This window comes from Stenotrophomonas sp. STEN030, from assembly GCF_056759995.1.
In genome coordinates this window covers 1-19,865 of sequence record NZ_JBRREB010000013.1, presented here as the reverse complement: position 1 = coordinate 19,865, position 19,865 = coordinate 1, and the positions used below count along the sequence as shown (strand labels likewise).

Sequence of the window (19,865 nt, the reverse complement as noted above, 5' to 3'; positions counted from 1 at the left end):
CCTCCTGGTCGCGCTGTGCTTCCCAGGGCCACGCAAGGTATTTGCGTTTGTGGGAGCGGCATAAGCCGCGAAGTCGAGAGAATCGAACAACCGTACATCCTGCAATCTGACAACGCATCAGCTTCGCGGCTCACGCCGCTCCCACAAGAGCACAAGCAGCCCGGCATTTTGTAGGAGCGGCGTCAGCCGCGAAGCCAGGATCAACGAACGACCTTAGATCCTGCAATCTGACAGTGCATCGGCTTCGCGGCTTACACCGCTCCCACAACAACAACAGCAGCTGCTGCTGCATTTCACAGGCAACAAAAAACCCCGGCTTGCGCCGGGGTTCTCGCTCAACCATTACTGCTCAGCTACAACTCAGGCGTTGACCGAATCGGCCACGTCCTTGTAATCGCTGATCTGGTCGAAGTTCATGTAGCGGTAGATCTCGCTGCCTGCCGAATCCAGCACGCCAACGTCGGCCATGTACTCTTCCTTGGTCGGGATGCGGCCCAGACGCGAGCAGATTGCGGCCAGTTCGGCCGAACCCAGGTACACGTTGGTGTTGCGGCCCAGACGGTTCGGGAAGTTACGGGTCGAGGTCGACATCGCGGTGGAGCCTTCGCGGATCTGCGCCTGGTTGCCCATGCACAGCGAGCAGCCCGGCATTTCCATACGTGCGCCAGCAGCGCCGAAGGTGCCGTACACGCCTTCCTTGGTCAGCTCGGAGGCATCCATCTTGGTCGGCGGTGCAACCCACAGACGGGTCGGGATGTCGCGCTTGCCTTCCAGCAGCTTGGCAGCGGCACGGAAGTGACCGATGTTGGTCATGCACGAACCGATGAACACTTCGTCGATCTTGGCACCGGCCACTTCGGACAAGGTCTTCACGTCATCCGGGTCGTTCGGGCAGGCCACGATCGGCTCGTGGATGTCGGCCAGGTCGATTTCGATGACAGCAGCGTACTCAGCGTCGGCATCGCCCTGCAGCAGTTCCGGGTTGGCCAGCCATGCTTCCATCTTCTCGATGCGGCGGGCCAGCGAACGGGCGTCCTGGTAACCCTCGGCAATCATCCACTTCAGCAGGGTGATGTTGCTGGTGAGGTACTCGATGATCGGCTCCTTGTTCAGGTGCACCGAGCAACCAGCAGCCGAACGCTCAGCCGAAGCATCGGACAGTTCGAACGCCTGCTCGACCTTCAGATCCGGCAGACCTTCGATTTCCAGGATGCGGCCGGAGAAGATGTTCTTCTTGCCAGCCTTGGCCACGGTCAGCAGACCGGACTTGATCGCGTACAGCGGGATCGCATTGACCAGGTCGCGCAGGGTCACGCCCGGCTGCATCTTGCCCTTGAAGCGCACCAGCACCGACTCCGGCATATCCAGCGGCATGACGCCGGTGGCTGCAGCGAAGGCGACCAGGCCCGAACCGGCCGGGAACGAGATGCCGACCGGGAAACGGGTGTGCGAGTCACCACCGGTACCGACGGTGTCCGGCAGCAGCATGCGGTTGAGCCAGCTGTGGATCACGCCGTCGCCCGGACGCAGCGAGACGCCGCCACGGGTGGAGATGAACTCCGGCAGGGTGTGGTGGGTCTTGACGTCCACCGGCTTCGGGTAAGCCGCGGTGTGGCAGAACGACTGCATCACCAGGTCGGCCGAGAAGCCCAGGCAAGCCAGGTCCTTCAGCTCGTCACGGGTCATCGGACCGGTGGTGTCCTGCGAGCCCACCGAGGTCATCTTCGGTTCGCAGTAGGTGCCCGGACGCATGCCCTTGCCTTCCGGCAGACCACAGGCGCGGCCAACCATCTTCTGCGCCAGCGAGTAACCCTTGCCGGTATCGGCCGGCTGCACCGGCAGGCGGAACAGATCGGTGACCGGCAGGCCCAGCGCTTCACGCGCCTTGGCAGTCAGGCCACGGCCGATGATCAGCGGAATACGGCCACCGGCGCGCACTTCGTCGAACAGCACGTCGCTCTTGACCTGGAATTCGGCAATGACTTCGCCGTTCTTCAGTGCCTTGCCGTCGTACGGACGCAACTCGACGACATCGCCGTGCTCCATCTTCGACACGTCCAGCTCGATCGGCAGTGCGCCGGCGTCTTCCATGGTGTTGTAGAAGATCGGGGCGATCTTCGAACCCAGGCACACGCCGCCGAAGCGCTTGTTCGGGATGAAGGGGATGTCTTCACCGGTGAACCACAGCACCGAGTTGGTGGCGGACTTGCGGCTGGAGCCGGTGCCGACCACGTCGCCGACGTAGGCAACCAGGTGGCCCTTGTCCTTCAGCGACAGGATTTCCTGGATCGGACCACGCTTGCCGTCTTCTTCCGGCACGAACGGCGCGTCGGGACGCTTGTTCTTCAGCATCGCCAGCGCGTGCAGCGGGATGTCAGGACGGGTGGTGGCGTCCGGAGCCGGCGACAGGTCGTCGGTATTGGTTTCGCCCGGCACCTTGAACACGGTGATGGTCAGGCTCTGCGGCACTTCCGGCTTGCTGGTGAACCACTCGGCATCGGCCCAGCTCTGCAGCACGCCCTGTGCATTGGCGTTGCCGGCCTTGGCCTTTTCCTGCACGTCGTGGAATGCATCGAACACCAGCAGGGTGTGCTTCAGGCCTTCAGCGGCGATGGCGCCGACTGCGGCGTCGTCCAGCAGCTGGATCAGCGGCGCGACGTTGTAACCACCGAGCATGGTGCCCAGCAGTTCGGTGGCGCGCTCACGGCTGATCAGTGCGTTCTTCTCGCTGCCGAAGGCGATGGCGGCAAGGTACGAAGCCTTGACCTTGGCAGCATCATCGACACCAGCCGGCACGCGGTTGGTGATCAGATCGACCAGGAACTCGGCTTCGCCAGCCGGCGGGTTCTTCAGCAGTTCAATGACGTCGGCCGTCTGCTGTGCAGTGAGCGGCAACGGCGGGATGCCAAGCGCGGCGCGCTCAGCTACGTGGTGGCGGTAGGCTTCCAACATGACAACTCCCGGGTAATACGGTTAAAAAAGATGGGCTCTCAGGCTTGCGGCACGATCAGCTTCAGGCCCTTGAAGTAGTCGCGATAAAACGTGTCGTTCCAGGTGATCAGGCCGTCGCACTGCAGCAGTGCGTGGGCGCCAATCATGAAATCGTCGATGCGGCGGTTGTCGCCGCTGCGCTGGCGGTGGCGGCGATGCATCTCGCCGGCACGCAGCGCGGATTTGGCTTCCAGCGGGTTGAAATGGACACCCATTTCTTCCAGCGCGCCCTGCACCTCGGCGCCGCCGCGCAGCGATGCACAGATCTCGGCCAGGGTGGTACCGCAGATGACCACCCGACCGCCGACCAGCGCCTGCCGCAGGCAGGCTTCCACCGCGTCGGCGCGTGGGCCGTCGCTGAGCAGCTCGATCAGGACCGGGGAATCAACGGCGATCATCATGCCTCACCGGCCTCGTCACGGACGGTCCGCACGGCCTGTTCGGCCGATTCAAACCCGTCCAGCGCGAACTTGCCGCGGGCGCGGGAAATGGCATCGTCCACGCTCTTGCGCAGGATGATGCGGCTGCCATCCAGCTCAACCTTGAGCTGGGTGCCTTTGGTCAGGCCCAGCGCGTCACGTACGGCCTTGGGCAAGGTGATCTGCCCGCGTTCAGCTACGGTGGCTTCCATGGGACCTCCAATGAAGTATGTACGAATTATACATACTTCGGCCGGCATACCCCAAACCCGAAGCCCATGTAGTGCCGAGCCATGCTCGGCAGAGGCTTTCCCGGCAACGCCTGCCCTGTAGGGCCGAGCCATGCTCGGCTGAGGCTGGCTCGGCACTACAGCCCCCTCCCTTTGGCGCAGCCAAGGGGAGGGCTGGGGAGGGGTAAGCCTTTGCGGGCTGGCGCAGCAGTGGCTTCGCGGCTTACGCCGCTCCCACAAACCACACTTCATTGGGTGGCGGGGATCTATTGGTAACGCCCCTGCCGAGCATGGCTCGGCACTACAGGTGCAGCGCGCTGCGCACACTCTCTCGCCTCGGAACCGTTACATGCGCGCAACAAGCCGTTGCCTAAACTGGGGCCAGCAAACATGAACCGATTGCAGGATGCTTCGTCCATACTCGGACTGGCATCCAACTGTCAGGACCCTTGGCCCTGACAAGCCCGCGCAGCGCCCCGGCGCCGCCGCAAGCCATCTGCACTAAGAGGAGTCAGCGGTATGAGCGATACATTCTCCACCCGTAGCCAACTGGAGGTTGGCGGCCAGCAGTACACCTACTGCAGCCTTCCCAAGCTCGGTCAGAAGTTCGACATCTCCCACCTTCCCTATTCGATGAAGATCCTGCTGGAGAACCTGCTCCGGCATGAGGACGGCGGCCAGACCGTCGGCCCGGACCACATCGAAGCCGTCGCCCGCTGGAACCCCAAGGCCGAACCGGATACCGAAATCGCCTTCATGCCGGCGCGCGTGGTGCTGCAGGATTTCACCGGCGTGCCCTGCGTGGTCGACCTTGCCGCGATGCGTGATGCGGTCACCAAGCTGGGCGGCAAGGCCGAGCAGATCAACCCACTGATTCCCTCCGAGCTGGTCATCGATCACTCGGTACAGGTCGACGTATTCGGCCGCCCGGACGCACTGGACCTCAACGGCAAGATCGAATTCGAGCGCAACCAGGAACGCTACAGCTTCCTGCGCTGGGGCCAGAAAGCCTTCGAGAACTTCAAGGTGGTTCCGCCGAACACCGGCATCGTCCACCAGGTCAATCTGGAGAATCTCGCCCGTGTGGTGATGGAACGGCAGATCGACGGCAGCAACTGGGCCTTCCCGGATACCGTGTTCGGTACCGACTCGCATACCACCATGATCAACGGCATCGGCGTGCTCGGCTGGGGCGTGGGCGGCATCGAGGCCGAGGCGGCGATGCTGGGCCAGCCCTCGTCGATGCTGATTCCGCAGGTGGTCGGCTTCAAGCTGACCGGCAAGCTGCCCGAAGGCACCACCGCCACCGATCTGGTACTGACCGTCACCCAGATGCTGCGCAAGCTCGGTGTGGTCGGTAAGTTCGTCGAGTTCTATGGTGAAGGCCTGCAGCATCTGCCGTTGGCCGACCGCGCCACCATCGCCAACATGGCCCCGGAGTACGGCGCCACCTGTGGCATTTTCCCGATTGATGCGGAATCCCTCAATTACCTGCGCCTGTCTGGCCGCAGCGATGCGCAGATCAACCTGGTCGAAGCCTACGCAAAGGCGCAGGGCCTGTGGCACGACGCCAACAGCCCGCACGCGCAGTACAGCGCCACACTTGAGCTGGACATGGCCGACGTCAAACCGTCGATGGCCGGCCCCAAGCGTCCACAAGACCGCGTGCTGCTGGAAGACGTGCATAGCAATTTCACCGAGGCACTGAAGGGCCTGACCAGCCACCGCGAGCAGCGCAATGGCGACGTCGCCGACTTCATCAACGAAGGCGGCGGCGCCGCGGTTGGCAATGAGCAGCTGGCCAAGGGCCATGCCGATATCGTGATCAACGAACAAGCGATGCGATTGAAGGACGGCGCGGTGGTGATCGCGGCCATCACCTCCTGCACCAACACCTCCAATCCGGCGGTGATGCTCGGTGCCGGTCTGCTCGCGCGCAACGCAGCACGGGTCGGGCTCAAGGCCAAGCCGTGGGTCAAGACCTCGCTTGGACCGGGCTCGCGCGTGGTTACCGACTATCTGGAAAAGGCCGGCGTGCTGACGGACCTGGAGAAGCTGGGCTTCTTCGTGGTCGGTTACGGCTGCACCACCTGCATCGGCAACTCCGGCCCTCTGCCCACTGAAGTCAGCGCCGGCATTGCCGCCGGCGATCTGGTGGTAGCCTCGGTGCTGTCGGGCAACCGCAATTTCGAAGGCCGCGTGCACCCGGAAGTGAAAGCCAACTACCTGGCCTCGCCGCCACTGGTGGTCGCCTATGCCATCGCCGGCACCGTGCGCATCGACCTGAGCAAGGAGCCGCTGGGCAAGGGTAGCGACGGCCAGGACGTCTATCTGCGTGACATCTGGCCGAGCAACAAAGAGATCGGCGACACCATCGCCGCCACCGTTGGCCCGGAGATGTTCAAGCAGAACTACGCCGATGTCTTCAAGGGTGACACCCGCTGGGCGCAGATCGAATCCCCGGAAGGCCAGGCCTACGAATGGAATGGCGACTCGACCTACATCAAGAACCCGCCCTACTTCGACGGCATGACCATGCAGGTCGGCAGCATCAGCGACGTCCACGGTGCACGGGTGATGGGGCTGTTTGGTGACTCGATCACCACCGACCACATCTCCCCGGCCGGCAACATCAAGAAGGACTCACCGGCCGGCCGCTTCCTGCAGTCGCGTGGCGTGCAGCCAGCCGACTTCAACAGCTACGGCAGCCGCCGCGGCAATGATGACGTGATGGTGCGCGGCACCTTCGCCAACATCCGCATCAAGAACCTGATGTTCGGCGGCGAAGAAGGCGGCAATACGCTGTACTACGCCCCGGGCAGCAACACCGGCGAAAAGCTGGCGATCTACGACGCGGCGATGAAGTACAAGGCCGATGGCGTGCCGCTGGTGGTGCTGGCCGGCAAGGAATACGGCACCGGCTCCTCGCGCGACTGGGCGGCCAAGGGCACCAACCTGCTGGGCGTCAAGGCAGTGATCGCAGAGAGCTTCGAGCGCATCCATCGCTCCAACCTGGTCGGCATGGGTGTGCTGCCGTTGCAGTTCCATGACGGCGAGAACGCGCAGACGCTGGGTCTGGATGGCTCGGAAGTGTTTGATGTAACCGGCTTGGAAGATGGCAAGGCCAAGACCGCTACGGTGACCGCGACCAATGCTGATGGCAGCCGCAAGAGCTTTACTGCCAAGGTGCTGCTGCTGACGCCGAAGGAAGTGGAGTACTTCCGCAATGGCGGCTTGCTGCAGTATGTGTTGCGGCAGCTGGCGGCTAAGAAAGCAGCCTGATCTGCTGCGCTGATTGGTTTGTTGGAAGAACGCCCCTGACGGGGCGTTCTTTTTTGAGGGCTGAAGTTCTGCAGCCAGAGCAAGAACACCCCTCCCCAACCCTTCCCTTGGCTACGCCAAAGGAAGGGAAACAAGCAAGGCAGCTGCTCTTACCCCCTCCCTTTGGCGCAGCCAAGGGGAGGGCTGGGGAGGGGGGCCTTTACGTTCCAGCACTTCAAAGCCTTCAACCCTCCAGCAAACCCAGCAGGTCAACCTTCCCCACCCACCGGCGCCCAATCCGCGCTGTACACCTGCCATTCCCCATCCTGCTCACGCCAACCAGTAACCACTTCCTGCATCTGCCCGCGCTCAGGCAGCAGCCCTTGGCTGCCACCGGTCAGCAGTACAGTGAAGCGCACCGTGGCAGTTCCGCCCTCGCCCATCTCCACCCGTAAAGGCCCGGTCTGGATGCCGACCTTGGCGTTGAGCAGCAACTGCCCACGCAACAGTCGCTCCATCCCGGCGCGGTCCAAGCCCTCATTACCAACGAAGTCTTCAGCCACCCCGTCCATAAAGCCGCCGGGCTTGCCCGCCTCAACACTTTCTTGCATTGCAGCAAAACTATCGCGCAGGCGCTGCTCAGGCGGTTCGCGGCCACAAGCACCCAACAAAAGCACAATCGCCGCACAAAGCATGCAGTTGAAGACTGATCGCATCATCTATCCCTTCGCCTTTTCAATTCGGAACGGTATGCTGGCAACAATAACGCCGGTGCCCGATGATCGGGCCTGACCACTAGATCATTCCATTTCCTGGAGGGGAAGATGACTCAAGAACGTCCTTGGCTGCAGAGCTACCCGGCTGGTGTACCGGCTGAAATCGACGTCAACGAATTCCACTCCGTCGCCGATGTCTTCAATGCCTCAGTTGCCAAGTTCCGTGATCGCCCGGCGTATTCCAACTTCGGCAAGGTCTTGACCTATGGCGAAGCGGACGTTCTGGTCACCCAGTTCGCCGCCTACCTGCTGGGCGAGCTGCAGCTGAAGAAGGGCGACCGCGTTGCGATCATGATGCCCAACTGCCTGCAGTACCCGATCGCCATCTTCGGCATCCTGCGCGCTGGCCTGACCGTGGTGAACGTCAACCCGCTGTACACCGCACGCGAGCTCAAGCACCAGTTGGTCGATGCCGGTGTCTCCGTGCTGCTGGTCGTCGACAACTTCGGCGATACCGTGCAGCAGGTGATCGCCGATACGCCGGTCAAGCAGGTCATCACAACTGGCTTGGGCGACATGCTCGGCTTCCCCAAGGGCCCCATCGTCAACTTCGTGCTGAAGTACGTGAAAAAAATGGTGCCGGACTACGACCTGCCCAAGGCCATCCGCTTCAAGGATGCATTGAAACTGGGCACGCGCCACAGCATGCCGGTGGTCGAAGTTGACCACGATGACATTGCCTTCCTGCAGTACACCGGCGGCACCACCGGCGTGGCCAAGGGCGCGATGCTGACCCACCGCAACCTGATCGCCAACATGCAGCAGGCCTCGGCCTGGATCAGCGCCTCGGGCGTCAAACCCGGTGAGGAAGTCATCATCACCGCGCTGCCGCTGTACCACATCTTCGCCTTGACGGCGAACGGTCTGGTCTTCATGAAGCTCGGCGGTTTGAACTACCTGATCACCAACCCGCGTGACATGAAGGGCTTCATCAAGGAGCTGAAGAACAACCGCTTCACCGCCATTACCGGTGTCAACACGCTGTTCAATGGTCTGCTCAACACCGAGGGCTTCGACGAAGTCGACTTCTCCAATCTGAAGTTTGCCCTCGGCGGTGGCATGGCCGTGCAGCGCGCCGTGGCTGACAAGTGGAAAAAGGTCACCGGCGTCACCCTGGTGGAAGCCTATGGCCTGACCGAAACCTCACCGGCGGCCTGTATCAACCCGCTGGACCTGAAGGAATACAACGGCGCCATCGGCTTGCCGATCCCGTCCACCGAAGCCTGCGTCAAGACCGACGATGGACAGATGGTACCGACGGGCGAAGTCGGCGAACTGTGCATCCGCGGCCCGCAGGTGATGAAGGGCTACTGGCATCGCCAGGACGAGACCGACAAAGTCATGGATGCCGACGGCTGGCTGCATACCGGCGACATGGCACGCATGGACGAAAACGGCTTCTTCTACATCGTCGACCGCAAGAAGGACATGATTCTGGTGTCCGGCTTCAACGTCTACCCGAATGAAATCGAAGACGTGCTGGCGATGATGCCGGGCATTCTGGAAGTGGCTGCCGTTGGTGCTCCCAACGAGAAGTCGGGCGAAGTGGTGAAGGTGGTCATCGTAAAGAAGGACCCCAACCTCACCGAAGAACAGGTGAAGGAATTCGCACGCGCCAATCTCACCGGCTACAAGCATCCGCGCATCGTCGAGTTCCGCAAGGAACTGCCCAAGACAAACGTCGGCAAGATCCTGCGCCGCGAACTGCGTGACGCCAAGCCGGAAGCGTGATGCCTCAGGCGTGATCCCTGAAAGCTTCCCCGGAAACGGGGAGGCTTTTTTGTGCATTTGATCTGATCGCGAGCGAGCCCTGATAACCGCTTGCAGCGTCCTGCTTGCCAGCGACGGCCGGCGTTCGCTGTAACAATGGCGTTTTAGAGCCGCATGCCTTCGCGGGACTCATCGTCACCATTGCCTGCAGCGGTGACAGGTACGATGGCTGCAGCGCGCTCATCAGAGGCGACAAGCGTCAGCGACATCGCTGCGATGGCGGTAACCGTCCCACCCGCTTCGCCGCGCGAAATCCGATGACCGGTACTGCGTGGCTGATCAGCTACCTGCTGCTGAGGTAACTCCACCACCGTGCCACGTACGGCTACCCGATCACCGGTGCGAAGTCGCGACCCCATGCGCATGGTGAACTCAGCCTCGGCCGGCATGTTGATCGAGGTGTCGTAGCCCTGATCCAGCACGAACACCCCATCGGATGTGGCCGGGTTGCCATCGCCCTCGTCCTGCAGGAACCAACCGATCGTGGGCGTGCCACGATCGCCTTCGCCCAGGGTTTCCTTGAGCTCCTGACCTATGTCGTCGCTGTCGCCCATCAGGTTACGCACCACGATGCCTTCGACCAGCACCTCGCTGCCCAGCAACGGGCTGCTGGCACCCTGCCCTTGCACCTGCCCGATCAGCTTGCGCGCGGGGTCCATCGGCTCTACATGAGATTGGCTGCCGGGCAGCGGAAAGCCGCAACCGGCCGACGCCAAGGCTGTACCGAGAACCGTGATTCTTGCTATTGCTGCCTTCCAACGCATGACGTCCGTGCACCCAGTTTTTTTTGTAGGAGCGGCGTTAGCCGCGAAGCTCGTAGATTGTCAGATTACAAAAATACCTGGACTAGGCGCATTCCCGGGCTTCGCGGCTTACGCCGCTCCTACAAAAAGCCTGCCGCAGAAAGCACCGCTCACTTGTGGGGGCGCCGTCAGCCGCGAAGCTCGTGGGCTGTCAGGTCGCGGGAGCTTCTCACCGCGAAGCATTGTCTGCTTCGCGGCTTACGCCGCTCCCACAACAAGCGCAGCTATTACGGCTGTGCTGTCTGCAACCGGTAGCTCGCCTGGCTACGGTACTCGACGCCGTTCAATGTGGTGCGCACCTCCACCGCATGCTCACCCTCGCTCAGTTTGGTCGGCAATGCCGCGCGCCACAGATGGCTGGACGGTACGGCTTCGGGCGAACGGTCGTAGCCACGCAGCTCACCGGCAAGATCGTCGGCAATGTTCTCCACCAACAAACGCGGATCCGCCTGCTTGACCTGCTTCATCGGCTGCCATTCGCCGCCATCCACGCGGAACTCGACCGGCAGGCCGTCATAGCCCATGAACACATTGGCGTAGATGCCCCAGGCCGGATACGCACCTTGCCGCAGCACCTTCGGAGCATGCAACGCGATCTGCTGATCCGCCGGCGCACGGGCAACGCGGTACTCGACGCTGTACTGGCCTTGCGGGCGGACATTGAGCAGGCCGTAGCCGTTGGGCGTGCCGTCGGCCATGGTGGTATCGGGAATGCCCTGCGTGTCCTTTACCCCTGACCAGAACGCACCGCAGGCAGCGCCTACGTTGTACTCGTGCAGGGGCCTTGCACCATTCCAGCCATCCGCCGCGCCCCAGAATTTCTGGCTCTGGTTGTGGGTATGGCCGCTGACAATCAGCGGGTGCGCCACCTGCTCCAGCAACTTGAACAAGCGAGCACGGTCTTCAGCACGATAGACGTGGTCGAACAGCGGGATATGGAAGCCCAGTACCACCAGCTCGTCCTTCGGGATGGTCGGCAGGTAAGCCTCAAGGAAGGCGAACTGATCCTCACGCAGGCCGCCGACATACGCCGGCTTCTGGCCGGGCTGGGCGATGATGTCGTCCATGCCTATGAACACCATCGAGGCCTCTTCCCAGGCGTAGGTGTCCGGGCCGAGCTGGCGATGGAAACTGGCCAGCGAATCGGCGTCACTGCTCGCGCCCAGGTCCATGTCGTGGTTGCCGGGAACGTGCAGCCACGGCACGCCCAGCGAAGTGACCGCCTTGGTCAGCGCCGGGTAGAGGCCAGGGTCGTCATTGGTGATATCACCAAGGGTCATGCCCAAGCGCGCCTGATGCTTGCCGCGCAGCGGTTCGATGATGTCGCGCTCGAAGTAACCTACGTCCTGCGCCGTGCTGGTCTGGCTGTCAGCCAGCAGCAGGGCCTGGAAGCTGCTGGGTGCGTTCTTTTCTGCCCTCAGTGCGAACGGGCGGCACTGCGCCTCCCCCTCGCCTGCCTGCGGCCGCCAGATGTCCGGCAGGCCGTCGCCACGCGTGGCTGCGCTATAGCCGGCCGGTTTGATGATGAAGATGTTGGGCTGGCTGGATGCTGGCAGCTGGTAGCGGCCGTCCTTGCTGGTGCTGACGATGTGCGCGCCATCGGAGACACGGATGCCTGCCAGCGGCTTCTCGCCGGCGTCCTGTCGGCCATTGCCGTTGCTGTCGAGGAATACCGCGCCGTCGACGCAGGAGGCGCTGGCGGCAAATGGCGCGCAGGCCAGCAGAGCAGGCAACAGGAGTAGGCGCATGAAGGTCTCGGCAACAATGGGCAGGCGCCCATTATCGCCCCGGGATGCTGCAAAGGCGTTGCTGCAGGTGGCGAGCAGCATAGCTTTTGTAGGAGCGGCGTCAGCCGCGAAGCTGATACAGCGTCCGATTGCAGGGATGGCTAGCAGCGACGCATTGCCAGCTTCGCGGCTTACACCGCTCCCACATCTGGTCTATCGGTAAAGCTCCTGCCGAGCATGGCTCGGCACTACAGAAAAGCCCGGTAAAGCCACTGCCGAGCATGGCTCGGCACTACGGGTTAGCTCGCCACCTTTTCCGCGGCCTTGGCATGGCGGTCTTCGAGCACGCCGATGGCGTCGTCCAGCGACAGCCCGCGGGCGCGCAGCAGCACGATCAGGTGGAACAACAGATCGGCCGATTCGCCCAATAGATCTTCGTCAAGCTGTACAACGCCCGCCAGTGCGGTTTCCACACCCTCTTCGCCCACTTTTTGCGCGATGTGACGCGCACCTTTTTCAAACAGCTTGGTCGTGTAGCTATTGAGCGGACGATCATGCTCACGCTGCTTGATCAAGGCATTCAAGGCGCCTAGGAAGTTGCCCGGTGCGGCGCTGAAGCAGCTGGTCTCCCCGGTGTGGCAGGTAGGGCCATGCGGGCGCACGGTGACCAGCAAGGTGTCATTGTCGCAATCGCTGCGGATGTCGACCAACTCAAGGTGATTGCCGGACGTCTCGCCCTTGGTCCACAAACGCTTCTTGCTGCGGCTGAAGAAGGTGACCTTGCCGCTGCTGCGGGTGGTTTCCAGTGCGTCACGGTCCATATAGCCCAGCATCAGCACGCGCAATGTGGCCTCGTCCTGGATGATGACCGGGATCATGCCGTTGACCTTGTCCCAGTCCAGTGCAGCCGGATCAACCGGCTTGAATTCAGTAGACATCCCTAACCTCGATTTGTTGTTCGCGCAGGAACTGCTTCAGTTCCGGAATTGCGATGGCGCCGGAGTGGAACACACTGGCGGCCAAAGCCCCGTCAACGTCAGCCTGTTCGAATACATCGGCGAAATGCTGCGGCGAGCCCGCGCCGCCAGAGGCGATCAACGGAACCGTGCACAGCGCCCGGGCCTGGCGCAACTGTGCAATATCGTACCCCTTGCGCACGCCATCGCTGTCCATGCAGTTCAGCACGATTTCACCTGCGCCGTGGGCCTGTACTTCACGCACCCAGTCCAAGGTCAGCTTGGCTTCGGCGCGGGTCTTGCTCGGGTCGCCGGTGTAGGAGCGCACGCGCCATTGCCCGTCCGGCTCTCGGATGGAGTCGATGCCGACCACCACGCATTGCTGGCCGAAAGCTTCCGCAAGTTCGGCGATCAGTTGCGGGCGCTCCAGCGCCGGGGTGTTGATGGAAATCTTGTCAGCACCGGAATGGAGCACCGCACGCGCCGTTTCAACATCGCGGATACCGCCGGCCACGCAGAACGGAATGTCGATCAAGCGCGCCACCCGCTCGATCCAGGCGCGATCGACAGAGCGCCCTTCGGGGCTGGCGGAGATGTCGTAGAACACCAGCTCATCAGCGCCCTGGTCGCGGTAACGCAGCGCCAACTCGGCAATGTCACCCATGTCGATATGGTCGCGAAACTTGACTCCCTTGACCACGCGTCCTTCGCGCACGTCCAGACAGGGAATGATGCGTCGACTCAACATGACAAGGCCTCATCCAGCTGCAAGTGACCTTCCAGCAAAGCCTTGCCGAGCACCGCGCCGCCGCAGCCAGCAGCCTTGGCCGCGCGGATATCAGCCGCATCACGGACACCACCGGAAGCCTGCACCGCCACGCCGGGCAGCAACTGCGCCAGATGTGCATAGAGTTCGATATTCGGGCCGGACAGCATGCCGTCGCGGGAGATATCGGTGCACAACAGATGCTTCATTCCCGCCTGCGCGTAACGCTGGGCGAGCTCATCCAAGGTTACATCTGCGGTTTCAGTCCAACCGTGCACCGGCAAGCGCCACACGCCGTCCTCGCCCTGACGGGTATCAAGCGCGATGGTCAGCTGCTCGGCACCGAACTCAGCCAGCCAGGCCAATACCTGTTCGGGCTGACGCACGGCCAGCGAGCCGATCACCACGCGACTGGCGCCTGCTTCAAGGATGCGCGCTACATCATCACGGCTGCGCACGCCGCCGCCGGTCTGCACCTTCAGCTTGGTGGCTGCAGCGATCTGCTGCAGCAAGGGCGCCAAGGTATAGCCGCCTGCCTTGGCCGCATCCAGATCAACCAAATGCATCCAAGTCGCACCGGTCGCAGCGAATGCCTGCGCGCGCGGTAAGGCATCGTCGCCATAAGTGGTCTGCTTGGCGTAATCGCCCTGCAGCAGGCGCACGACGCGTCCGTCACGGATATCCAGCGCGGGGTAAACAGTGAAGCTCATGCGGCAATCTCAAGAAAGTTCTGCAGGATGCGAGCGCCCGGCCCAGCCGAACGCTCGGGATGGAACTGCGCGCCACACAGGCGCTCGCGCTGTACCACCGCGGTAAACAGGCCGCCGTGATGACAGGCCGCGACCGTATCCGAGGTAACCGGCGCGGCGTAGCTGTGCACGAAGTAAGCGCTTGATCCGACCGGAACACCATCCAGCAAAGGCGATTCGCGCAAGGCCAGCAACTTGTTCCAGCCCATATGCGGCACGCGCACCCCAACGCCAGGGTGCAGGCGACGGACGATGCCGGGCAGCAGGCCCAGGCATTCCACATCACCCTCTTCCGAACGTTCAAACAGCAGCTGCATGCCAAGACAGATGCCCATCAGCGGCACCTGCAGCTCGCGCAGCGGCTGTACCAGCCCCTGCGCATGCAAGCGCCGCATGCCCTCGGCCGCAGCACCCACACCCGGCAGGATTACCCGCTCAAGGCCGGCGAGATCCGTTGGCTCGCGCACCATCTGCACATCAACCTGCAGCCGCTCCAGTGCATAGCGCACCGAGCCCAGGTTGGCGCCGCCGGCATCAACCAGACCGACCTTGCTCACAAGGCCCCCTTGGTCGACGGCAACTCGGTGCCTTCCTTGCGAATGGCCTGGCGCAAAGCGCGGGCCAAGGCCTTGAAGCAGGCCTCAACCTTGTGGTGATCGTTCTCGCCTTCAACCTTGAGGTTGAGGTTCAAGCCGCTGGCATCGCACAGCGAGCGGAAGAAATGCGGCACCAGCTCAGTCGGCATATCGCCAACACGCTCGCGCTTGAAATCACCATCGAATACGAAATACGGACGACCGCTGAAATCCAACGCGGCGCTGGCCAGGGTCTCGTCCATCGGCAAGGTGAAGCCATAGCGACCGATTCCGCGCTTGTCACCCAATGCTTCACGCAAGGCCTGGCCCAGTGCAAGACCGGTGTCTTCGATCGTGTGGTGTTCGTCGATATGCAGGTCGCCCTTGGCTTCCACTTCCAGCGCAAAACCACCGTGGCGACCGATCTGATCCAGCATGTGGTCAAAGAACGGCAGGCCAGTGTTGATCTTCGAGCTGGCAACCTTGTCCAGGTCGACGAATACGCGGATCTGGGTTTCCTTGGTGTCGCGCTGCACGGTGGCCCGACGTGGTGCATCCGCCAACTCGTGTGCGATGGCATCCCAATCCCACTCGCCGCCGAACTGCTCGGTACGCAGCTGGAAGCCACGGATCTTCATGTTGTCAGCAAACTGGATGTCGGTCGGCCGATCACCAACCATGCCCGAGCGCGCCCAATCGATACTGCGGTCCTGCAGATACGAGACCATCATGCCGATACCCGGCTTGCGGTTGGGGCTGTTGTCCTGCGGCCAACTGGGGTCGATCAGCACGTCGCGGAAGGTAATGCCCTGGCTGGCGAAGATCTGCAGCATCAGATCGTTCGGGCCATCGAAACTGGCCTGCGGGTAGCCTTCACTACCGAGGCCGTCCTGGTTGGAGACGATGACGAACTGGTAGCCAGCATCACGCAGCTTCAGCATCGCCGGGATCACGTTCCTGACGAAGCGGATCTTCTCGTAGGCGTCGATCTGGAAGTCGGCCGGCTCCTCGATCAAGGTGCCATCGCGATCGACAAACAGAATGGGGGTCATGCGATGAGCTCCAGCGTGGCAAGTGCGTCGAGGACGCGATCGTTCTGTTCGGGGGTGCCCAGTGTGATGCGCAGGGCGTCCTGCAGTTGCGGTGCGGCGCGCTGGTCACGCACCACCACGCCGGCCGTCAGCAGGGTCTGGAATGCAGCTTCAGCGTCGTGGAAGCGCACCAGCAGGAAGTTGGCATCCGAGCCGTAAACATGGCGTACACAAGCTTGCAGCGCCAAAGCGATACGCAGCCGACCGCGCTCGCTGCGCACGGTGGCGATGCGGGCGCGAGTCTGCGACAGCACTGCGTCGTCGAGGCCGGCAAGCGCCAAGGCAGAGCATGGTGTGGGAATCGGATACGGGGCCTGGCAGCGCCGCAGCACGGTGATCAGTGCTGCATCGGCAATGACACTGCCAATGCGCGCCGCGGCCAAGGCGTGCGCCTTGGACAAGGTACGCAGCACCGCAATGTTGTCAAAGCGATCCATCAAGGTGGTGGCGGACGGCTCATCGGCAAACTCGCCGTAGGCTTCGTCAACCACCACCAGCGCCCGGCCGCGCAGCGCTTCGGCCACGGCCTGCACCTGCTGCAGCGGAATGCTAAGGCCACCGGGATTGGACGGCGAGCACAGGAACACCAGCTTGGCCTTGCCTTGCTTTGCGGTGGCGATGATGGCGTCGATGTCAGGCACCAGCCCCGCTTCGGTATCCAGCAGCGGCACTTCCAGTGCGGGTGCATTCTGCAATCGCGCACTGACCGCATACATGCCGAACACCGGCGGCGTGTACAACACCGCGTCGCGGCCGGGCACGCACAGGGCGCGCACCAGCAGATCAATGGCTTCGTCGCTACCGCGACCGATCAGCAACTGCTCGGGCTGGCAGCCATAGAGGTCGGCCAGGCGCTCGCGCAGCGCCTGCGGTTGCGGGTCAGGATAGCGGCGGCAATTGGCATACGCGTCGCTGGGATTTGCCCATGCCGACTCATTGGCATTGAGCCAGATTTCACCCTGCAGCTTGGCGCTGCGCGCGGAGGAGTAACCGCCGAAGTCGCGCAAGTCCTCACGAACCAGATCGAGCACGCTCACGGTGCGACTCCGAGCCGCAGCGCCACCGCATTGGCGTGTGCACCCAAGCCTTCGGCATGCGCCAAGGTCAACGCGCACGGGCCTATGCCTGCGATCCCTTCACGGCTGGCGGCCTGCACGCTGATCTGATTCTGGTAGCTGGCGACGCTGACACCGCTGTATGCGCGCGCGGCACCGGCGGTGGGCAACACGTGATTGGTGCCGGAGCAGTAGTCACCCAGCGCTTCCGGGGTGTAATCGCCAAGGAAGACCGAGCCCGCCGCTTCCACTTTGTCGAGCCATTTGCGCGGTTCGCGCAAGGCCAGAATCAGGTGCTCCGGGGCGTAACGATTGGAGATTTCAAATGCCTGCGCAATCGAATCAACCTTGACCAGCAGCGATGCACCCAGCGCCTGGCGCGCAATCGCCGCGCGACTGAGCTGCGCAAGTTGTGCTTCCACCTGGTCCTGCACGGCGGCAATCATCGCCACGTCATCGCTGAGCAGCAACACCTGCGAATCCGGGCCGTGCTCTGCCTGCGACAGCAGATCGGCGGCAACAAATGCGGGATTGGCGCCAGCATCGGCGATCACAAGCACTTCAGACGGACCAGCCGGCATATCGACGGCAGCAGCACCGGCTTGGGCGACCTGCTGCTTGGCTTCGGTAACGAAGCTGTTGCCCGGCCCGAACAGTTTGTCGCAGGACGGAACCGACTCGGTGCCATAGGCCATGGCAGCAATAGCCTGCGCACCGCCAATCTTGAACACACGGTGCACGCCGGTCAGGCGCGCGGCCACCAACACTGCAGGGTCAGCGGTACCGTCCTTGCGCGGCGGCGTGCACAGCACTACTTCGCGGCAACCAGCCAGCTTGGCCGGCACGCCCAGCATCAGTGCGGTGGACGGCAAGGGGGCGCTGCCTGCGGGTACGTACAAGCCGACGCGCGCAATCGGCCGGATGACCTTTTCGCAGACCACGCCGGGTGCGGTTTCCACACTGTAGGGCTGGGCCATGCCGGCGCGGTGAAAGGTATCGATGCGCTCTGCGGCTTGCTGCATGGCGATGCGCAGCTCGGCTGATACCGCCAGCTCCGCAGCCGCGAACTCGGCTTCGCTGACTTCGAAGCGCTCCGGCGCAATTCCGTCGAAGCGCTCGGTGATTTCACGCAGTGCCGCGTCGCCACGGCTACGCACCTGCTCGATCAAGCCGGCGACCGACTCACGGGTCTGCGTGGCTACGGTTTGCACCGGACGGGTCAGAGCGCGCGCCTGTGCATAGGCGTCGAGCGCGTTCCAATCGAGGATGTTCATACCAGCGACTTCTCCACTGCCAACACCATCAGGCCTTGCGCGCCAGCGCGCTCCAGCTCTTCCAGCCGCTGCCAGCTCAAAGCGCCACTGCACATGGTCTGCAGCCGTACCGCGTCGCCCTGCCCTGGCAGGCGCAACAGCGGCTCGGCATCAGGCAACAAGCGGGCCAGGTCTTCAACGCGATCCTCGGCGGCCGAGAACATCAGCAGCTTCTGGTCCTGCACCTTGCTCAAACCATCGAGGCGTCGCAGCAGCATCGCCATCAGGCCCGCGCGCGCATCATCAAGCTCGTGTACCGGCCCGGCGAGTACTGCTTCACTTTCCAGCAGCACTTCCACCGGCTTGAGTTGGTTGGCAGCCAGCGTGGCCCCACTGGAAACCAGATCGCAGATGACTTCAGCCGTGCCCAGCTTCGGCGCAATTTCCACCGACCCGGAGAGCTCTACGACCTGCGCGTCAATGCCCTTTTCCTGCAACCATGCGGCAAGGATGGCCGGGTAACTCGTGGCGATGCGCTTGCCCTGCAGCATCTGCACGCCCTGCCAATCCCAGTCTTCCGGCACCGCGATCATCAAGCGGCAGGAACCAAAACCAAGACCACGCAGCGGCTGGTATGCATCAGCCAAACCAATCTGCCGACGCGCCTTGGCCTGTTCGTCCAATTCGTTCAAGCCAACCACGCCCAGATCGCAGACGCCGTCGGCGATCAGCCCGGGGATGTCGTCGTCACGCACCAGCAGCAGGTCCACGGGCAGCGATTCGCCGAAGCAGAACAGCTTGTCACGGCTCTGCCGCCAGCTCAGCCCACAAGCCGCCAATAGGCTGCGCGCGGGATCGGCCAAGCGACCGCTTTTCTGAATGGCGATGCGCAGCCGGTCGCGTGCCGGGGCGGAGGTTGAAGCACTCATGGGGTTATCTCAGTTGGATTCGGTTTTACGCGTGGCGAGGCGGTCGATGGCGGCGGCATAGCCACCGGCACCGTGCTCGAGCGAACGCGCGACCCGGCCGATGGTGGTAACGCTCACCCCGGTCAGGTCATAGATCTCACGGTAGGGCACACCTTTGCGCAGCAAAGGGACCACCCGCCAGCGATCGGCCATGGCCTCCAGCTCGGCCGGCGTGCACAGGTCACGCAGGAAGGCCTGCACGTCTTGTGGCCTGTCCAGCGCGGCCAAAGCCCGCGCCAGCGCCTTCAACGGGGCATCTGAGGGCTTTTCACGTTCGATCTCGGGGCGTGGCTTCATGATGTATCAATGTAATAGCGTGCTAATACATTAGTGCGAAACCAACCCCGAGTCAAACCGACCGATCCCTAGTGCCGCGCCCAACTAGGGCCAGCGGTTTACCGCCACCCCCCATGCCCGCCATGGTCCGGCCGAACCCCCCGCCCCCCCGGTTGGGGGCGGGGGAAAACCCCCAACC

At 63.0% G+C, this 19,865-nt stretch carries 17 protein-coding genes; 2 read left to right on the top strand and 15 right to left on the bottom strand.

Going from position 1 to position 19,865, the window contains the following annotated elements; genetic code table 11:
- Positions 1 to 360 precede the first annotated feature (360 nt).
- Genes acnB through ACVOLR_RS06470 form a run of 3 tightly spaced genes read right to left on the bottom strand, consistent with a single transcriptional unit; the run spans position 361 to position 3,622 of the window.
- Positions 361 to 2,952, bottom strand: a complete 2,592-nt coding sequence (gene acnB, locus ACVOLR_RS06480) for a bifunctional aconitate hydratase 2/2-methylisocitrate dehydratase (protein ID WP_481535713.1) — start codon at positions 2,950 to 2,952, stop codon at positions 361 to 363.
- A 38-nt stretch (positions 2,953 to 2,990) separates the two neighbouring features.
- Positions 2,991 to 3,389, bottom strand: a complete 399-nt coding sequence (locus ACVOLR_RS06475) for a type II toxin-antitoxin system VapC family toxin (RefSeq protein ID WP_481530827.1) — start codon at positions 3,387 to 3,389, stop codon at positions 2,991 to 2,993.
- Positions 3,389 to 3,622 carry an AbrB/MazE/SpoVT family DNA-binding domain-containing protein gene (locus tag ACVOLR_RS06470; RefSeq protein ID WP_481535712.1) on the bottom strand — a complete coding sequence of 78 codons (234 nt, stop codon included), beginning with the start codon at positions 3,620 to 3,622 and terminating at the stop codon, positions 3,389 to 3,391. The genes ACVOLR_RS06475 and ACVOLR_RS06470 overlap by 1 nt, the downstream gene beginning before the upstream one ends.
- A gap of 537 nt (positions 3,623 to 4,159) precedes the next feature.
- On the opposite strand from ACVOLR_RS06470, the gene acnA reads away from it, so the two are divergent.
- Complete coding sequence (gene acnA / locus ACVOLR_RS06465; protein ID WP_481535711.1) at positions 4,160 to 6,922, top strand: aconitate hydratase AcnA; 2,763 nt, start codon at positions 4,160 to 4,162, stop codon at positions 6,920 to 6,922.
- 248 nt (positions 6,923 to 7,170) lie between these two features.
- Here the strand turns inward: acnA and ACVOLR_RS06460 are convergent, their stop codons facing one another.
- Positions 7,171 to 7,620, bottom strand: a complete 450-nt coding sequence (locus ACVOLR_RS06460; RefSeq protein ID WP_481535710.1) for a nuclear transport factor 2 family protein — start codon at positions 7,618 to 7,620, stop codon at positions 7,171 to 7,173.
- Between the two features lie 105 nt (positions 7,621 to 7,725).
- On the opposite strand from ACVOLR_RS06460, the gene ACVOLR_RS06455 reads away from it, so the two are divergent.
- The gene (locus ACVOLR_RS06455) at positions 7,726 to 9,408 is read left to right on the top strand and encodes a long-chain fatty acid--CoA ligase (protein ID WP_481535709.1); all 1,683 of its coding nucleotides are present in this window, start codon (positions 7,726 to 7,728) and stop codon (positions 9,406 to 9,408) included.
- Between the two features lie 143 nt (positions 9,409 to 9,551).
- Here ACVOLR_RS06455 and ACVOLR_RS06450 read toward each other — a convergent pair whose 3' ends face one another.
- The 11 genes from ACVOLR_RS06450 to ACVOLR_RS06400 form a co-directional block, all read right to left on the bottom strand.
- Entirely contained in the window at positions 9,552 to 10,106 is a 555-nt protein-coding gene (locus ACVOLR_RS06450; RefSeq protein WP_481535708.1) for a single stranded DNA-binding domain-containing protein, read from the bottom strand.
- A gap of 371 nt (positions 10,107 to 10,477) precedes the next feature.
- Entirely contained in the window at positions 10,478 to 11,998 is a 1,521-nt protein-coding gene (locus ACVOLR_RS06445) for a calcineurin-like phosphoesterase C-terminal domain-containing protein (protein ID WP_481535707.1), read from the bottom strand.
- A gap of 278 nt (positions 11,999 to 12,276) precedes the next feature.
- Positions 12,277 to 12,915, bottom strand: coding sequence for a bifunctional phosphoribosyl-AMP cyclohydrolase/phosphoribosyl-ATP diphosphatase HisIE (gene hisIE / locus ACVOLR_RS06440; protein ID WP_481535706.1), 639 nt, complete (start codon positions 12,913 to 12,915; stop codon positions 12,277 to 12,279).
- Entirely contained in the window at positions 12,905 to 13,681 is a 777-nt protein-coding gene (gene hisF, locus ACVOLR_RS06435) for an imidazole glycerol phosphate synthase subunit HisF (RefSeq protein ID WP_481535705.1), read from the bottom strand. Before hisF ends, hisIE begins: the two co-directional genes overlap by 11 nt.
- Positions 13,675 to 14,409: a 1-(5-phosphoribosyl)-5-[(5-phosphoribosylamino)methylideneamino]imidazole-4-carboxamide isomerase gene (gene hisA / locus ACVOLR_RS06430; RefSeq protein WP_481535704.1), complete on the bottom strand. Its 735-nt coding sequence runs from the start codon at positions 14,407 to 14,409 to the stop codon at positions 13,675 to 13,677. Before hisA ends, hisF begins: the two co-directional genes overlap by 7 nt.
- Entirely contained in the window at positions 14,406 to 15,005 is a 600-nt protein-coding gene (hisH, locus tag ACVOLR_RS06425; RefSeq protein ID WP_481535703.1) for an imidazole glycerol phosphate synthase subunit HisH, read from the bottom strand. The genes hisA and hisH overlap by 4 nt, the downstream gene beginning before the upstream one ends.
- Positions 15,002 to 16,075: a bifunctional histidinol-phosphatase/imidazoleglycerol-phosphate dehydratase HisB gene (gene hisB, locus ACVOLR_RS06420; protein WP_481535702.1), complete on the bottom strand. Its 1,074-nt coding sequence runs from the start codon at positions 16,073 to 16,075 to the stop codon at positions 15,002 to 15,004. The genes hisH and hisB overlap by 4 nt, the downstream gene beginning before the upstream one ends.
- Positions 16,072 to 17,151: a histidinol-phosphate transaminase gene (gene hisC, locus ACVOLR_RS06415; protein WP_481535701.1), complete on the bottom strand. Its 1,080-nt coding sequence runs from the start codon at positions 17,149 to 17,151 to the stop codon at positions 16,072 to 16,074. Before hisC ends, hisB begins: the two co-directional genes overlap by 4 nt.
- Positions 17,148 to 18,443: a histidinol dehydrogenase gene (gene hisD, locus ACVOLR_RS06410; protein WP_481535700.1), complete on the bottom strand. Its 1,296-nt coding sequence runs from the start codon at positions 18,441 to 18,443 to the stop codon at positions 17,148 to 17,150. The genes hisC and hisD overlap by 4 nt, the downstream gene beginning before the upstream one ends.
- A complete protein-coding gene (gene hisG, locus ACVOLR_RS06405) occupies positions 18,440 to 19,351 on the bottom strand; it encodes an ATP phosphoribosyltransferase (protein ID WP_481535699.1) in 912 nt (303 codons plus the stop codon). Before hisG ends, hisD begins: the two co-directional genes overlap by 4 nt.
- Positions 19,352 to 19,360: 9 nt before the next feature.
- Positions 19,361 to 19,687: a YerC/YecD family TrpR-related protein gene (locus ACVOLR_RS06400; RefSeq protein WP_481535698.1), complete on the bottom strand. Its 327-nt coding sequence runs from the start codon at positions 19,685 to 19,687 to the stop codon at positions 19,361 to 19,363.
- Between the last annotated feature and the right edge of the window lie 178 nt (positions 19,688 to 19,865).

Coding starts and splice junctions, on each gene's coding strand:
- acnA (WP_481535711.1), top strand. CDS start 4,160: ATGAGCGATACATTCTCCACCCGTAGCCAACTGGAGGTTGGCGGCCAG.
- ACVOLR_RS06445 (WP_481535707.1), bottom strand. CDS start 11,998: ATGCGCCTACTCCTGTTGCCTGCTCTGCTGGCCTGCGCGCCATTTGCC.
- ACVOLR_RS06460 (WP_481535710.1), bottom strand. CDS start 7,620: ATGATGCGATCAGTCTTCAACTGCATGCTTTGTGCGGCGATTGTGCTT.
- ACVOLR_RS06455 (WP_481535709.1), top strand. CDS start 7,726: ATGACTCAAGAACGTCCTTGGCTGCAGAGCTACCCGGCTGGTGTACCG.
- ACVOLR_RS06475 (WP_481530827.1), bottom strand. CDS start 3,389: ATGATCGCCGTTGATTCCCCGGTCCTGATCGAGCTGCTCAGCGACGGC.
- hisG (WP_481535699.1), bottom strand. CDS start 19,351: ATGAGTGCTTCAACCTCCGCCCCGGCACGCGACCGGCTGCGCATCGCC.
- hisD (WP_481535700.1), bottom strand. CDS start 18,443: ATGAACATCCTCGATTGGAACGCGCTCGACGCCTATGCACAGGCGCGC.
- hisF (WP_481535705.1), bottom strand. CDS start 13,681: ATGTTGAGTCGACGCATCATTCCCTGTCTGGACGTGCGCGAAGGACGC.
- ACVOLR_RS06450 (WP_481535708.1), bottom strand. CDS start 10,106: ATGGACCCCGCGCGCAAGCTGATCGGGCAGGTGCAAGGGCAGGGTGCC.
- acnB (WP_481535713.1), bottom strand. CDS start 2,952: ATGTTGGAAGCCTACCGCCACCACGTAGCTGAGCGCGCCGCGCTTGGC.
- hisA (WP_481535704.1), bottom strand. CDS start 14,409: ATGAGCTTCACTGTTTACCCCGCGCTGGATATCCGTGACGGACGCGTC.
- hisIE (WP_481535706.1), bottom strand. CDS start 12,915: ATGTCTACTGAATTCAAGCCGGTTGATCCGGCTGCACTGGACTGGGAC.
- ACVOLR_RS06470 (WP_481535712.1), bottom strand. CDS start 3,622: ATGGAAGCCACCGTAGCTGAACGCGGGCAGATCACCTTGCCCAAGGCC.
- ACVOLR_RS06400 (WP_481535698.1), bottom strand. CDS start 19,687: ATGAAGCCACGCCCCGAGATCGAACGTGAAAAGCCCTCAGATGCCCCG.
- hisB (WP_481535702.1), bottom strand. CDS start 16,075: ATGACCCCCATTCTGTTTGTCGATCGCGATGGCACCTTGATCGAGGAG.